Source organism: Methanococcoides sp. NM1, from assembly GCF_900774285.1.
Lineage (GTDB): Archaea > Halobacteriota > Methanosarcinia > Methanosarcinales > Methanosarcinaceae > Methanococcoides > Methanococcoides vulcani.
On sequence record NZ_CAAGTW010000002.1, the window covers coordinates 38,278 to 52,379 of the forward strand.

Annotated in this window: 18 protein-coding genes and 1 pseudogene; 6 read left to right on the forward strand and 13 right to left on the reverse strand. The window is 45.0% G+C overall.

Translation table 11 applies throughout. The features are described from left to right. Positions 1–216 precede the first annotated feature (216 nt). From E7X56_RS02110 to E7X56_RS02145, 10 genes and pseudogenes are all read right to left on the reverse strand, one after another. Positions 217–984, reverse strand: coding sequence for a succinate dehydrogenase/fumarate reductase iron-sulfur subunit (locus E7X56_RS02110; protein WP_135604423.1), 768 nt, complete (start codon positions 982–984; stop codon positions 217–219). Beyond that, the gene (locus E7X56_RS02115; protein WP_135604425.1) at positions 984–2,660 is read right to left on the reverse strand and encodes an FAD-dependent oxidoreductase; all 1,677 of its coding nucleotides are present in this window, start codon (positions 2,658–2,660) and stop codon (positions 984–986) included. The genes E7X56_RS02110 and E7X56_RS02115 overlap by 1 nt, the downstream gene beginning before the upstream one ends. Beyond that, positions 2,657–3,058, reverse strand: coding sequence for a hypothetical protein (locus E7X56_RS12010; protein WP_371413341.1), 402 nt, complete (start codon positions 3,056–3,058; stop codon positions 2,657–2,659). Before E7X56_RS12010 ends, E7X56_RS02115 begins: the two co-directional genes overlap by 4 nt. Further along, positions 3,038–4,012 (reverse strand): annotated as a pseudogene (locus E7X56_RS02120) (lyase family protein); the annotation flags it as partial. The pseudogene E7X56_RS02120 and the gene E7X56_RS12010, both read right to left, overlap by 21 nt. Before the next feature lie 85 nt (positions 4,013–4,097). Continuing rightward, positions 4,098–5,588, reverse strand: coding sequence for a glutamate synthase-related protein (locus E7X56_RS02125; protein ID WP_210409225.1), 1,491 nt, complete (start codon positions 5,586–5,588; stop codon positions 4,098–4,100). Positions 5,589–5,624: 36 nt separating this feature from the next. After that, a complete protein-coding gene (locus E7X56_RS11930; RefSeq protein WP_210409226.1) occupies positions 5,625–5,786 on the reverse strand; it encodes a rubredoxin in 162 nt (53 codons plus the stop codon). A 20-nt stretch (positions 5,787–5,806) separates the two neighbouring features. After that, complete coding sequence (locus E7X56_RS02130; RefSeq protein ID WP_135604427.1) at positions 5,807–6,244, reverse strand: DsrE/DsrF/DrsH-like family protein; 438 nt, start codon at positions 6,242–6,244, stop codon at positions 5,807–5,809. Positions 6,245–6,259: 15 nt separating this feature from the next. Next, entirely contained in the window at positions 6,260–6,481 is a 222-nt protein-coding gene (locus E7X56_RS02135; protein ID WP_135604429.1) for a sulfurtransferase TusA family protein, read from the reverse strand. Between the two features lie 98 nt (positions 6,482–6,579). Continuing rightward, the gene (locus E7X56_RS02140) at positions 6,580–7,035 is read right to left on the reverse strand and encodes a TIGR00725 family protein (RefSeq protein WP_135604431.1); all 456 of its coding nucleotides are present in this window, start codon (positions 7,033–7,035) and stop codon (positions 6,580–6,582) included. A 23-nt stretch (positions 7,036–7,058) separates the two neighbouring features. Beyond that, positions 7,059–7,580: a DUF367 family protein gene (locus E7X56_RS02145; RefSeq protein ID WP_135604433.1), complete on the reverse strand. Its 522-nt coding sequence runs from the start codon at positions 7,578–7,580 to the stop codon at positions 7,059–7,061. A gap of 358 nt (positions 7,581–7,938) precedes the next feature. Between E7X56_RS02145 and E7X56_RS02150 the strand changes: the two genes are divergently transcribed. From E7X56_RS02150 to E7X56_RS02165, 5 genes are read left to right on the forward strand one after another with little or no spacing between them, the layout of a single operon-like run. Beyond that, positions 7,939–8,286, forward strand: coding sequence for a DUF5518 domain-containing protein (locus E7X56_RS02150; protein WP_091690145.1), 348 nt, complete (start codon positions 7,939–7,941; stop codon positions 8,284–8,286). 33 nt (positions 8,287–8,319) lie between these two features. Then, the gene (gene sfsA, locus E7X56_RS02155) at positions 8,320–9,063 is read left to right on the forward strand and encodes a DNA/RNA nuclease SfsA (RefSeq protein ID WP_244603368.1); all 744 of its coding nucleotides are present in this window, start codon (positions 8,320–8,322) and stop codon (positions 9,061–9,063) included. A 33-nt stretch (positions 9,064–9,096) separates the two neighbouring features. Next, positions 9,097–9,723, forward strand: a complete 627-nt coding sequence (locus E7X56_RS02160; protein WP_135604435.1) for a class I SAM-dependent methyltransferase — start codon at positions 9,097–9,099, stop codon at positions 9,721–9,723. 13 nt (positions 9,724–9,736) lie between these two features. Next, complete coding sequence (locus E7X56_RS11935) at positions 9,737–9,943, forward strand: hypothetical protein (RefSeq protein ID WP_210409227.1); 207 nt, start codon at positions 9,737–9,739, stop codon at positions 9,941–9,943. Next, positions 9,943–10,572 (forward strand): MBL fold metallo-hydrolase, encoded by a 630-nt coding sequence (locus E7X56_RS02165; protein WP_210409228.1) that lies wholly within the window; start codon positions 9,943–9,945, stop codon positions 10,570–10,572. The genes E7X56_RS11935 and E7X56_RS02165 overlap by 1 nt, the downstream gene beginning before the upstream one ends. A 22-nt stretch (positions 10,573–10,594) precedes the next feature. On the opposite strand, the gene E7X56_RS02170 is transcribed toward E7X56_RS02165, so the two are convergent. Then, on the reverse strand, positions 10,595–11,800 hold the full coding sequence (locus tag E7X56_RS02170) for an MFS transporter (RefSeq protein ID WP_135604437.1): 1,206 nt from the start codon (positions 11,798–11,800) through the stop codon (positions 10,595–10,597). A gap of 127 nt (positions 11,801–11,927) precedes the next feature. Between E7X56_RS02170 and E7X56_RS02175 the strand changes: the two genes are divergently transcribed. Continuing rightward, positions 11,928–12,101 carry a PLD nuclease N-terminal domain-containing protein gene (locus E7X56_RS02175; protein ID WP_135604439.1) on the forward strand — a complete coding sequence of 58 codons (174 nt, stop codon included), beginning with the start codon at positions 11,928–11,930 and terminating at the stop codon, positions 12,099–12,101. A gap of 207 nt (positions 12,102–12,308) precedes the next feature. Here E7X56_RS02175 and E7X56_RS02180 read toward each other — a convergent pair whose 3' ends face one another. Both E7X56_RS02180 and E7X56_RS02185 read right to left on the reverse strand, forming a co-directional pair. Then, the gene (locus E7X56_RS02180) at positions 12,309–12,527 is read right to left on the reverse strand and encodes a hypothetical protein (RefSeq protein WP_135604440.1); all 219 of its coding nucleotides are present in this window, start codon (positions 12,525–12,527) and stop codon (positions 12,309–12,311) included. A gap of 203 nt (positions 12,528–12,730) precedes the next feature. Continuing rightward, entirely contained in the window at positions 12,731–14,005 is a 1,275-nt protein-coding gene (locus E7X56_RS02185) for a Glu/Leu/Phe/Val dehydrogenase (RefSeq protein WP_210409229.1), read from the reverse strand. Positions 14,006–14,102: the final 97 nt, after the last annotated feature.

Here is a 14,102-nt window from a genome sequence, read left to right on the forward strand (position 1 = left end):
TGGAACGTCTTGCCGTTACCAGTGAAACTATAATGGATATGCCAGATGTTGAAAAATCTTTATATGATAAAAACTTTTGTATCACACTAATATTCTCGCATACTCGTTCCCGATCATCTGTTCCTGTTGAAATAATATAATATACTGTATTATATCCTATTCTGTCCTTTTCGATCCATATTCTACAATAATTTTCAAAGAAAAGTAATACCTATTTTACTCTTCTTTTTTCTTATTTGTATCTATCCTGTTGCGAAGCTCATTGATCCCCAACGTTGGTGCCACCTTTTTAGGGCAGACTGCAACACATTTGTACACCGTGTCGCATCCCCATACACCGGATTCAGAGTCTACGACCTCAAGCCTTTCCTCTCGATTGTCTTCATTTTCCCTCGGATCAAGGTCAAAACGCCATGCTTTTGCAAGAGCTGCCGGTCCGTAGTATTTCCTGTCCCTTTCTGCAACAGGACATGATCCGTGGCATATCGCACATAGGATGCAGTTAGTATATTGTTCAAGCTTGACCTGCGTTTCCTGATCTATAATGTTCTCTTTCTTAGGAATATCATCCTTCATCTCAAGCCAGGGTCTTACACTTTCCAGCAGGGAATAGAATGGATCCATATCTACCACAAGATCACGTATGACATCCAGGTTCGGCAATGGTTCTATCAGTATTTCATCATTATCTGTTTCAGTCTTCTTGTTGGTTATCAGAACCTCCGGGTTCCCCTCATTCGTAGGTTCCTTCCTCAGGTCAGACACCTGGGTCTTGCAGGCGAGCCTTGGTACCCTGTTGATAAGCATTCCACAACTTCCACAGACAGCACCTCTGCACGAGTACCGGAATGTCAGGCTTCCATCAAGCTTTTCCTGTACATAGAACAATGCTTCCAGCAAATTCATTCCCGGCTTGTCCTCAACCTCAAAGAGATCGTACCAGACTATTTCATCATCCTGTCTCCTGATCTTTAGCTTTGTCATCAGTACGTCCTCCTCTGTGGCTGGAAGATCGTTATGTTAACATCTTTGTATTCCAGCCGGGGTCCTTCCGGTGTAAGATAGGCAAGTGTGTGCTTTAACCAGTTCTTGTCGTCCCTTTCAAGGAAATCTGTCCTGTAATGGGCTCCCCTGCTTTCCTCACGTACCAATGCTCCTAATGCGATTACATGTGCCAGGTCCAGCATACCCTTAAGTTCGATCGCATTGAGCAGTTCCAGATTGAACTCCCTGGCTTCTGTTCTGACCTTCAGTGACCTTGCTCGCTCTTCCAGCCTTTTGACATCTTCGACCGCCTTTTCAAGTTCTCCTTGCTCTCTGAATACTCCCACATTTTCCTGCATGGTCTTCTTCAGTTCCTCGCTGATGCCGGAATAGCTTTCACCATCATCTCCCATCATTTCGGAAATGGCAGTGTTCTCACTGTCAAGTGCCTGTGTCAGGGGGCTATCGCTGGTTTCTCCCAGTGATGTAACATAATCTGCTGCATGTACTCCTGCTCTTCTTCCAAAGACCACAGTGTCAAGAAGGGAATTACCTCCCAACCTGTTCGCACCGTGAACACTTATACAGGCACATTCGCCAACTGCATAAAGACCGCTTGCAGGAGTGGCTCCATCCTTATTCGAGCTGATTCCACCCATGGAGTAATGCTGTCCGGGCTGTACGGGAATTGGTTCCTCGACCGGGTCAATACCTATAAAATCGATACATATCTGGCGTATGCCGCCCAGTCTTTCTTCGATAAGGTCCTTTCCGAGGTGTGTGATATCCAGATGGACATATCCTCCGGGGAATCCCCTTCCCTCGTCGATCTCCTGCTGGATGGATCTTGCAACGATATCCCTGGGAGCCAGTTCCATTGATGAGGATGCGTAGTCTTTCATGAACCTTTCATTGTCCTTGTTGTAAAGGTATCCGCCTTCACCCCTTGCACCCTCGGTAATCAGTATATTAGTGCCCCATAATGTTGTGGGATGGAACTGTACGAATTCCATATCCTGCAGTGGCACTCCTGCACGATAGGCCAGGCTTATGCCAAATCCCTTGTTGATGATCGCATTGGTGGACTTCTGGTAGATCCGCCCGTAACCTCCTGTAGCAAGTACTGTGGCCTTTGTTTTGAAGACCTCAAGTTCGGAGTTCAGCAGGTCCATAGCTACAAAACCCAGACACCTGTCATCCTCGATGACAAGTCTTGTTACAAGCCATTCCCTGTAGACCTTGATACCGGCACGTAATATCCTTTCATGAAGTGTATGAAGAATGTTATGTCCGGTCCTGTCTCCGGCGTAGCATGTTCTTGGGAATCCTGCACCTCCAAAAGGACGCTGTGCTATGGTGCCATCATCCTTCCTTGAGAAATTGGTGCCCCAGTGTTCCATTTCAAGCACCCTGTCAGGAGCTTCCTTGCACAATATCTCAACAGTGTCCTGATCAGCAAGGTAGTCGCTTCCCTTTACAGTATCAAATGCATGTGATTCCCAGCTGTCATCGGAACCAATGGATGCATTAATACCTCCCTGTGCAGCTCCGGAATGGCTGCGTATCGGAGGAACTTTTGAAACGATAGCTACATCCACTCCCCTTTCATGAAGCTCAATAGCACATCTGAGACCTGAAAGACCACCTCCTATCACTACCACATCATGTGTAATCATTTTCCCACACCGGTCATGTTGATAGGATCAAGAAGTTCTTCTACGTCTTTCTCATCCATTATGTTCATCTCCTTCACGACCTCGATTATGCTCTTGTTCTCCCGGTGTGCAGTGTGTGCGATCTCTGCAGCCTTCTCATAACCTAGGGTTGTTGCCAGTATGGTGACAAGAGCAAGGCTCTGCTTTGATAGTTCTTCACATCGTTCCCTGTTCACAGTGATCCCCCGAAGGCACTTTTCTGTAAAGGAGATCGATGCACCCGTGAGTATCTCTATCGAACTAAGAAGATCATAGGCAAGCACGGGGGTGAATACGTTGAGCTCGAACTGTCCTCCCTGTGCTGCCATAGTTATGGCTGTATCATTCCCGATGATCTGGAAACATGCCATGTTCAGCATCTCGGCCATTACTGGGTTCACTTTTCCTGGCATGATAGAAGACCCCGGTTGTACTGCCGGAAGGTTGATCTCTCCGATACCTGTTCTTGGACCGCTTGAAAGAAGACGCAGGTCGTTTGCGATCTTGATAAGGGTTACAGCAATACTTCGTAGTGCACCTGATGCTCCAAGAATGGCTTCTGCAGACTGCGTAGCCTCAAATGCATTTTTAGCAAGTCTGAAATCCTGACCTGTGATCAGTTCCATCTTTTTTATCGCCAGCTGGCCGAAATTTTCCGGTGTGTTCAGTCCGGTACCGACAGCAGTACCTCCCATGTTCAGTTCCTAAAGGTCATCAATGGCGACTTCAAGTCGTTTGATCCCGAGTTCAAGCATATGTGAATATCCTGAGAATTCCTGTCCAAGCGTGACCGGTACAGCATCCTGAAGATGCGTTCTTCCCGGCTTGACGATATCCATGAACTCAGCGGACCTTTCAGTAAATACCGTCAGCATTTCCACAAGTGCAGGCATGAGCTCTGAATTAATGGTCTCCACAGCTGCAATGTGTATAGCAGTATGTGTTGTATCATTTGAGGACTGGGACATGTTCACATGGTCGTTCGGGTGTATTATGTCGTAATGTCCCTTTTCAAACCCAAGGATCTCAAGTGCCCTGTTGGCAATGACCTCGTTTGCGTTCATGTTCTGTGAGGTCCCTGCACCTGACTGGAACGCATCTACTACGAACTGGTCATCGAACTTCCCTTCCCTTACCTCGGTTGCAGCCCTTATTATGGCTTCTCCCTTTGTGGTGTCAAGCTTTCCGGATTCCATATTTGCACGTGCGGATGCCATCTTTATTGCAGCCTGTGCTTTTACAAAAGAAGGAGGCAGCCTCTGCCGGCTGACCTTGAAATTATGAACTGCCCTTGTTGTCTGAGGACCATAATAGGCGTCCTCAGGCACTTCCACTTCCCCAAGTGTATCTTTCTCTAAACGGATATAACCCCCCCAGGTTTATTTTATGGTTTTACTTTTCTATTATATACATCAGATCTCAGACATGTTCGATCTCCGTATGGTCTGAAATTTCGGAATTTGTAGTGCAAAGGTCAGTGATACTTAACTTGTGAACATCATCATTTCCTGTGAGTCTTGCGAAATTCTCAAGCTCTTCAGTGGATACTCTCAGGAAGTTCTCAAGCTTCTTCGCAGAAATGTCGATCTTAAGCCTGGAACGAAGTTCAGGGTCCTGTGTTGTGACCCCGACCGGACATTTTCCGGTATCGCATAACCTGTATTGCTGGCAGGCACACGCCATGAGCGCTGCTGTGCCTATGGCAATGGCATCTGCACCAAGTGCCAGTGCTTTTGCAAGATCGGAAGATACACGCAGACCGCCTGTGATTATCAGGGAAATATCCTTTATGCCTTTTTCATCAAGGAACTTCCTTGCACGGTAAAGTGCGAATATCGTGGGTATCGATGTTGTGTTCTTGACAAATTTCAATGCAGCAGCAGTTGCTCCCGGTCTGCCGTCGATGGTAATGAAATCAGGTCCTGCATAGACAGCAACTTCAAGGTCAGCTTCAATATTGCCTGCTGCCATCTTGATGCCTATTGGTTTGCCTCCCGAGGTCTCTCTCAGCCAGTCGACCTTTGCTTTCAGGTCTTCCTTATTCCGGATATCATCAAAATGTGCCGGGCTTATGATGTCTGTGCCTTCGGGAAATCCCCTTATGTCCGCCAGTTCCTTTGTTACCTTCTCGGCAGGCAGGTGTCCGCCCATGCCAGGCTTTGCGGATTGGCCTATCTTGATCTCGATGGCATCCACTTTTTTGAGGTTCTCTTCGGTAACACTGTATCTGTTCGGTACATACTCGAAAATGTACTTGTGGGCTTTCTCCATGCTCTCTTTAAGGATCCCGCCTTCCCCGGAGCACATTGCAGTCTTAACGGCAGCACTTCCCATTGCAAGGGCCTGTTTTACTTCCCTGGATAATGCGCCATATGACATATGGGTAATAAATACAGGAGTCTCAATGACAAGTGGGTGTTTTGCTTTTGGTCCGATGACCGTGGTCGTGTTAACAGTTTCATCCTCGTTAAGAGGCATCTTTGCAAGCTGTGCTCCTTTGATAAGAATATCATTCCATGAAAGTACATCCTGCTTTGTCCTCATCGGTTCAAGGATCGATTCACCGGTAACAGAGATCTTATGGATATCTTCCATGTAGGGTTCAGTAATGTCAGAGGTCCTTCTCCATTCTCCAAGGTAGCCGCGAATGTCTACTTTTTCAAAATCTGATACTGTGATCTTGCTCTTTTGACCACATTTAGGACAGGTAACGATCTCCTGAGAGGTGATCTCTTCGATCTCTTCTTTTTCAACAGGCATCTGGTGGCTCTTGTCAGCACCACATATCGGACAGCGCCAATCATCAGGGAAATCTTCCGGCTTTGTTCCGGGTTTTATGTCTGTGTTCGAGTCTCCCCTGGTATCATCATATTCAAAAGCACCACAGACATTGCATCGATATTCAGTCATCCTGAAAGCACACCTCTTTTGCTATCATCAAAAATATCAGACTGGCATCAGGTGGCTCTTGTCAGCACCACATATCGGACATTTCCAGTCGTCAGGGAAATCCTCCGGTTTTGTTCCTGGTTCGATGCCCATTTCAGCATTGCCCTCTGCGTCATCGTATTCAAAAACGTTACAAACATTACACCGATAGTTTGTCATTTCAATTCAGACTCCTTTTGTTAAATGAATAGTGTTATTTTCGCATCCCTTGCTTCATTGATATAGGTGCCCACTGCACCGTATTCATCGATCCATTCGGTGCGAAGCTCTTCAACTTTGACTCCCATGATCTCCATGGTCATCTCACAGGCGAGTATTCTCCCGCCCAGTTCCTTGTAGTCGTTCATGAGCTTTTCAAGAGGAGCTACATTTGCTGCTTTCATGCGTTTGTTTATCATCCACTTTCCAAGTCCCAGCATGTGCATCTTGGATAAAGGTCCCTTTTCAAGTCCGCCTTTCTTAAGTCTCTGGAGTCCCCAGAAAGTAAAGTACATGGAAACATCCATTCCCATTGCAAGTGCCCCATTGCCAACTATAAGGGCGCTGTATAGTTTGTCCATATCCCCACTATGGACAATAATGACAGCCTTATCGATAGTATCTGCCGTATCGGTCATAGTAACCCCCAATTGTTACCTGCGTATCTTTATCTTCCATTCCTCATCTTTTTCTTCAACACCAATGATCTCAAGTCCCAGTGCTTTGCAGGCCATTGGTATCTCCTTTTTTGATGCGGGATGTGTTCCCAGAATAGTGACTTCATCTCCTGACGATGCCTTCTTCAAAGCTTTGCGGCATTCTACAAGAGGTACCGGGCATGTTTCTCCTCTGGTATCTATTTCGATTTCTGTCATATTTTATCTCCCCCATAAATTTGTGTAGATTATAAATGTGATGCAGCACCACAAATTGATCCCAAATAATTTATCTTCATTATACTATTAAAGTATTGTTACCTTGTCAAAAATAGCCGCATTGCGATCTTAACCGCATCCTGTGGGCTTGCTGCAACCCGTGCTCCTTCGACATCCCATTTTGATTCCAGTGTGACCACGGGCTTTCCCATCTTCAGTGAAAGCGCGATCTCCGAAAGTGTGCCATATTCTCCATCTACCGCTATCAGTGCATCACATGATTGTGCAATGATCGCATTCCTTGCATGGCCCATTGCAGTAACGATCACAAGATCAATATACTGGTTCGCATCCTCCTTCCTGTTTCCCGGAAGGATGCCTATTGTCTGTCCGCCTTCTGCTTTACATCCCTTTGCTGCGGCTTCCATGACACCACCCAGCCCTCCGCAAATGAGTATTGCGTTGTTCTTTGCGATCTCAGCACCGACAGCCTCGGCAAGTCCGGCTACCCTATTATCGCATGAACCTGCGCCTATGACCCCGATCTGTATCAATGCATCATGCTCCTTTTTGTCGATCAGATGTATTCGCCCTGGATCCTGATGATATCCTTGCTGTCCTTTGCTTTGGAATAGTCTTCAAGGGGTTCTTTATTGACCTCAAGGAAACTGTGTCCCCAGTTGAACTTTGACAGGATCTCCTCGGCCTGTTCCTTATTGCCAAGTATGTAAAGGGCTGCTGCAAATGCTTCCACGGAGTTGAGCTTGAAAGGTCGGCCGAAGTTCACAGGATTGGCAGCCACAAGATAGGGAAGTGCACGGTGTTTAAGCTGCAATCTCAAAAGTTGTGGAAAAACTTCCTCAACTGTCTCCCAGGAGCAATCAAGGACAGTTATGTTCTGCTCGTTCCGATCTGCCGGGGAAAGTGCCTGCTCTGCCATTGGGTCAAGCAGAATGCTTCCACGGGGGATCTTCTGGACCTTGTCGAAAAGGCGTGCAAGGTCAAATCGTGCCATCTTTTTCCCGGTGCATTTTTTCGGATCACACTGGCGAGCGTGATAAATATGAAGGTGGTACTTTTTCTCTTTCTGTTTATCCATGAAGCATTAATTGTTGTGTTTAAGGTTATACTTTTTGGATTACAAACCCCGATCACAAAAGTTGAAAAATAGGTATGAAGCCTGATACCGAGAATACCCGGTATCAGGTTCAAATTGGTGGTAGTATTCGTTTTTCCTCAAAGACATTCTCAAATAGGTTTTAATAATGCTTTTGAGTACTTGCTAATCAACACTATACTATTTAAATGTTAACGGCGCAAACATTGTAAAAAACAGGCATTGAAATATTAAAACCATTTCTTTATTTGTATCCCCCATGCACTTTTTCTCTTCAATAGATAACTAAATAAAATGTTCAGCCGTTATATTGCATCATATAGTAAGAGGATCTGTTCTTATGAATATTATAAAAGGAGCAATTATTGGACTGGTTTGCACGGTCGTTCTCTATATGGTGCCGTTGATAAATGCACTTTCTCCGTTCTTCGGAGGTTTTCTCGGAGGGTATGTTGCTTCCGAAGGTGCTTTCGGTGGCTTTAAAGTAGGTGTGTTGATGTCTTTACTGGCAGCTATTCCCGGATTCATGCTTTCAGGTGCTTTGGCACTTCTGCTTGCAGATGTTCCTGTACTGGGTGCTATTCTGGCAGGATCAGGTATTTTTATCACATTCGTAATTGTCATCTACACTGCGATATTCGGGATTATCGGTGGTGTTGTAGGTGGAGCAGTAGCGGATAACAACTGATCTGTCCTTATTCTTTTTTATCCGGGAAGCTAAATGATACCTGAAAAAGAAGTAGTCATGGAGATCCCATGGGACGCTGAAGGGAGATTATTGTCAAGACCCAACAGGTTCCTGGGGATCGTGGACATCACATCAATTTCCGGATCTCCTGCTGATATACAGGAAGAGAAGGTCCACATACATGATCCCGGAAGACTTGAATACCTGCTTTATACAGGGAACGACCTGCTTTTGAAAAAAGCTTCCAATACTAACAGAAAGACCGGTTGTGATGTCATAGCTGCTAAAGCTGATGATGGATGGATCCTTATAAATTCAGCATTCCATCGCAAGATCGCGGAATGGGCTATCAGGAATGAGGTATGTTCTTTCCTTGAAGGACTGGATTCAGTTGCAGCCGAGCAGAAGTTCGGGGAAAGCCGGTTGGATTTTCTTCTCGGGAAAGGTGACAGGAGGATATGGGTTGAAGTAAAAGGCTGCACTCTCATAGATGATGGGAGAGCAATATTTCCTGATGCACCAACATCAAGGGGGAAAAGGCATGTTGGGGAGCTGATTAAGGCAGTTGCGGGTGGTGATGAAGCACTTCTGCTCATCCTTGTGTTCAGGCCTGATGCACAATGTTTCGCACCAAATGAGGTTATTGATCCTGACCTTGCAGCCGCATTCAGGGATGCGATCGGTGCTGGTGTAAAGGTATGCCCTCTGGTATTCAGCTATGAGGGCCGGGAAATTATCTACAGGGGAAGAATTCCTTTGTGTGATGGTTGGAGCTGATATTTTATTGTTACTTATAAGGAGTTGATGTGATTGGATATCGAGGAAGTTGTGAGAATTCATGCAAATCCTTCAGGGGAAGATGGGAGGAACGTGGGTCTTGAAATGAACGAGCATCATTATGAACTATGGAAATGGGGTATTGGACATATTTCCATTGGACCGGATTCATGGATACTCGATGTTGGCTGTGGTGGTGGTCGTGCTGTAAGTATACTTGCAGACCTGGTAAAGGCTGGTAAAGTTTATGGCGTTGATCATTCCAGTGAAATGGTCGGTCTTGCTACCGAGCTGAACAGGGATGCGGTTGACAGTGAACATGTGACCATAATACATTCCCCGGTTTCAGAGTTGCCGTTTCCTGATGATATGTTCGATATTGTCACAGCTTTTGAGACATGCTATTTCTGGCCGGATATCGTAGAGGATCTCAAAGAGGTCCGGCGTGTGCTCAAAGATGAAGGGACGCTTCTGATAGTCAATGAGATGTACGAGCATAGCAACTTTGAGGAAAGGAACTCGCCTTTCACCGGAGTGGGTGGAATGAACATCTTCTCACCTCAGGATTACAGGGATATGCTTGAAAGTGCAGGTTTCTCTTCTGTTGAGATCGATGAGGTGCCGGAAAATAACTGGATAACCGTGATCGCAAAGAAATGAGCAGGGGTTGAACATGCAGGTAACAGAACATGTGCATGCCATAAAGATACCTTTCAGCCTGACCAGCGACTCAGGTATAATCATCGAGCGCTTCGTATATGCCTATCTTATCTATGGCAGGGAAATCTGCCTTGTGGATTGTGGTGTTGCATCCTCTGAGAAGATCATCTTTGACTACATGAAAAAGACAGGCAGGGATCCGCAGGAGATCTCACTATAGTGCAGACGCATTCCCATGCGGACCACATAGGTGCTACTCCTGTGATAAAGGAACTGACCGGATGCGAAGTTGCTGCTCACAGGAATGCGGTTGGGTGGATCGAGAATTCGGATGTACAATTCAGGGAGCGTCCAATACCGAATTTCGATGCACTTACAGGTGGTCCGGTGAAAGTGGACCGTGTGCTTGAGGATGGGGATGTGATCGACCTTGGCGAGGTTATGTCCATTAGAGTAATTCACACTCCCGGTCACTCAAATGGTTCGATCTCATTGGTGTTGTCCCCTGACAACGTGCTTTTCTCCGGTGATTCTATCCCTCTGCCGGGAGATATTCCGATCTATGACAATGTTGCAGAGGTCATCTCATCTCTCAGGAAGCTCAGGGAGACTGGTGGTGTGAAGTTGCTTTTATCCTCTTGGGATGATCCGGTCAAAGGTGATGATGTCTACAAGGCAATTGATGAGGGTATTGACTATGTCAAAAGGATTCATGAGGTTGTTCTGGGTTTCTCATCGGTTTCATGGGAAAAGGTTCTGGAAGAGATTGGATTGGAAGGTGTGCCTGTCAACCCACTGGTCGTGAGAACCTTTGAGGCTCATTTGAAAGAGGATGTAGATATTTCCTGACTTTTCTGACTTTTCTGGTCTTTCAATGGATTCCAGTATTTCCATTTTTGTCACTGTTCTTCCTTAATGCAGCCCATACCAAAATTCCTGATAGGACGATCAGTAAACTGCTTATGTGGAAAGGAGTTTCAAAACTGACATACCCTCCAAAAACACCTCCGATCAGAGGTCCCATTGCTACTCCTGCTGCCTGTGCACTGGTTATGGTGCTGACCTTGCTGCTAACTTTTTTCTCGCCTGATAGTTCCACTGCAAGAGCAAGCAGGGGTGTCTCAACTGCTGCCATGGCTATACCCTGTAGTAACCTCAGCAGGATGAGGGAGTTTATGTTATCAACATGCCCGAGGCCATAGACTATGATCGCGTTAAAGAAGATGCCTGCAAGTATGGGAAGCTTTCTTCCGAACCTGTCCGAGAGGATGCCTATTGGCACCTGGAATACGATCCTTGAGATCACGTAGGCAGATAGTGCTATCCCGAGCAGGAATTCGCTTGCTTCAAGCCTTGTCTGGTAGGCAGGCAGGAGGGAAAGTATGAGCATTATGCCTACAAGCATCATGAACATGGCAATGGCAAGTATCTTAATGATGAAAGGTCCGTCAGTAGAAGCTTCATCCGGAGTTTTGGTCTCAGGTGCTTTTGTTTCTTTCACAAAGAGGACTATGAGGATAGTACTTAACATAACAAGGGCTGCACTGATGTAGAATCCGGCAACGAATCCATAGTAGGTCACAACAGCACCGCCGACCATTGAACCTATTCCAAAGGCTGCACCCCTGAGGGTGGAGTAAATGCCTATTGCCTGCCCCCTGACCGTTGAAGCGGATAGGTGTGTGACCATTGTAATGATGGCAGGAATGGTTGCACCGATTGCAATTCCCTGGATGATCCTGAAGAAAAGTATTGATTCAAAGTAGCCTGAGATGGCATAGATGTAACAGATAATTGCGAAAATCATGTAACCAATGGTCAGGAAAAGCTTCCTCTTGTCAAGCCGTTCGCTTAGCCTTCCCATATATGGTTGGGATATGGAGTTCGCCAGCCCGAAGACAGTTGTTGCGAGTCCTGCTTTGAGAACAACCGGCATATCATGCAGTATCAGGGAGTCCATGTTCGCAACGTACAAAGGTATTATGAACACCAGCATTCCGGTAGCAAGGTCTTTGAAGAGCTTGGATATGGAGAGAACGTAAAGCTGGCGCTTAATTGGATGGTCCGAAGGTGCCATATATTCATTTATTTATGATGTATGGGTATAAAAGAAGGTAGGGTGGTATCTTGTTGTGGGTTTTGCTACAAATTTCTAGCAAGATGTTATATATTAATTATGTCAATCTAATCTTGGAGGTTATAATATGCTCGAATCAATATGGGGTCTATTGGAATTATTGTCAGTTGTCTGGGTCATCTATGATGTAGTGACACAGAATAAGAGATTAAGCGGTGCAATGAAAGTTGTGTGGATCCTTGTTGCAGTTCTATTTAATATCTTTGGCGCCGCTGCATATTACTTCTTAGGCAGAAAATAAGGTTTCTGCCAGTTTTGTTTTTGATTTTTTGAGATGCTTTGAAAATACAGCAGTGCTGATATGAAATAATAGAATAGTTCTTCAAAGCAGCAATTCAGATCGAACCTGATAACGGTTAATACCAAATTCGATCGATAAAAAAGGAAATGACCCTCATACACTAATTTTCCTGAGTATCATTGCCTGTTCATAGAAAAATGGATTAATTTACTTATTTTTGGCTCGAGCAGCCACTCCTCTTGAAAGTATCTTGTAGGTCATCAAATATATTCCAAGAATTAATAATATTATATTTTGAGTGATTGTAAGACCACTGTTGGACAGAACTGGTATGTTAATACCAAGGAAATTGCTTATACTGGCAATGAAGAATGCGAATCCTGCTATCTCACTTATAATACTTTGGTTTTTGTCGATTATTCCCATAATTGATCATCCATGAATTCGGTCATTAGTTCGAAGTTTGTGTTCATTAACTGGAACCGGCTGCTTCAAGTGTTCGATCATCTCTAATGTAATGAGTTAACGATCTTTCACTCTAAATGGTCTTTATTTGTATTTAATTGCAGTGTATGAAGAAAGAAAAAAGGAAATGTAGATCAAAAATAAATGTGGGAGGATGAACGAGATCAAAGATTCCCACGTAGTCTCTCAGCATATAGTATCCTTCGAACTGAGAATTGCAATGCTGCTCGTCTCATACTGCAATCTTGTTCCATGCAGATCGCATATACTTTTTCAAAAGCAGTTATCATTTTCTGCTGGAGCCTTTCCAGAACTTTTTCTTCTTCCCAGTAATCCTGACTGAGGTTCTGTATCCATTCAAAATAACTGACCACAACACCGCCGGCATTAGCAAGTATGTCAGGTACAATTATTACTGATCTATCAAGCAATATTCGGCTTGCATCCATTGTAACAGGTGCATTGGCAAGTTCAAGGATTATTTTTGCTTTTATGTCATTGACGTTCTCTCGTTTGATCTGTTTTGAAAGAGCTGCAGGGATAAGTATTTCACAATCGGTTGCCAGTAATTGTTCATTTGTTATATTCCTGGTCTCCGGGAAATCTATAACACTTCCGGTCTTGTACTTGTGGTCTATAACCTCCATGATATCAAGACCATCTTCCTTGAAAATTCCACCACTTGAGTCGCTTACTGCACATATTGTGAATCCGTTCTCATAGAGAATCCGTGCAGCATTCAATCCTACTTTTCCGAATCCCTGAATAGCAACACAAAGTTTGGACTTATCCAGTTTGGCTTTTTCCATGGCTGCTTCAAGTATGTAGACGCCGCCAAGGGCTGTGGAATATTTTCTGACCTGACTTCCTCCTAACTCTATCGGTTTCCCGGTAACAATTGAAGGGGTGTGCTCCCTTTTTATTCTCTCGAACTCGTCAAGTATCCATACCATGATCTGTTCATCGGTATACACATCAGGCGCAGGGATGTCCTTCAATGGACCGATGTAGTCAGCGATCTCCCGAATATAGGCTCTGGTAACTCTTTCAAGTTCACCTCGGCTGAGCTCTTTGGTATTGGTCACGATACCGCCTTTTGCTCCCCCGAAGGGTATGTCAACAAGGGCACATTTTATGGACATCAGGAAGGCGAGATCCTGAAGATATTCGATGGTAAGGTCAGGATGATACCGTATCCCTCCTTTAGTGGGGCCCCGGGCATCATTGTACTGTACCCTGTGACCCACGAACATCTTCATTCTTCCGGAATCCATGCGAACAGGGAAATGTACTGTAAAAGAACGTTTTGGCATGTCGAGCAGATCGATTTCCTCTGTTGACATGGCAAGGTGATCATAGAGGGTTTCCATTTCCTGCATGCACAGTGTACAGGTTATCGCACTATCTGAATGGATCCTTTCGATATTGTTTTCTTTCAAAATTGCACTTCCTGATCTTCCCTTATGCTAATATTCGAGTAACCGTTTTCTGTTGTCAAAATGAAATGGCCAGTACTGTATCGTTGTTCAGGCTGGC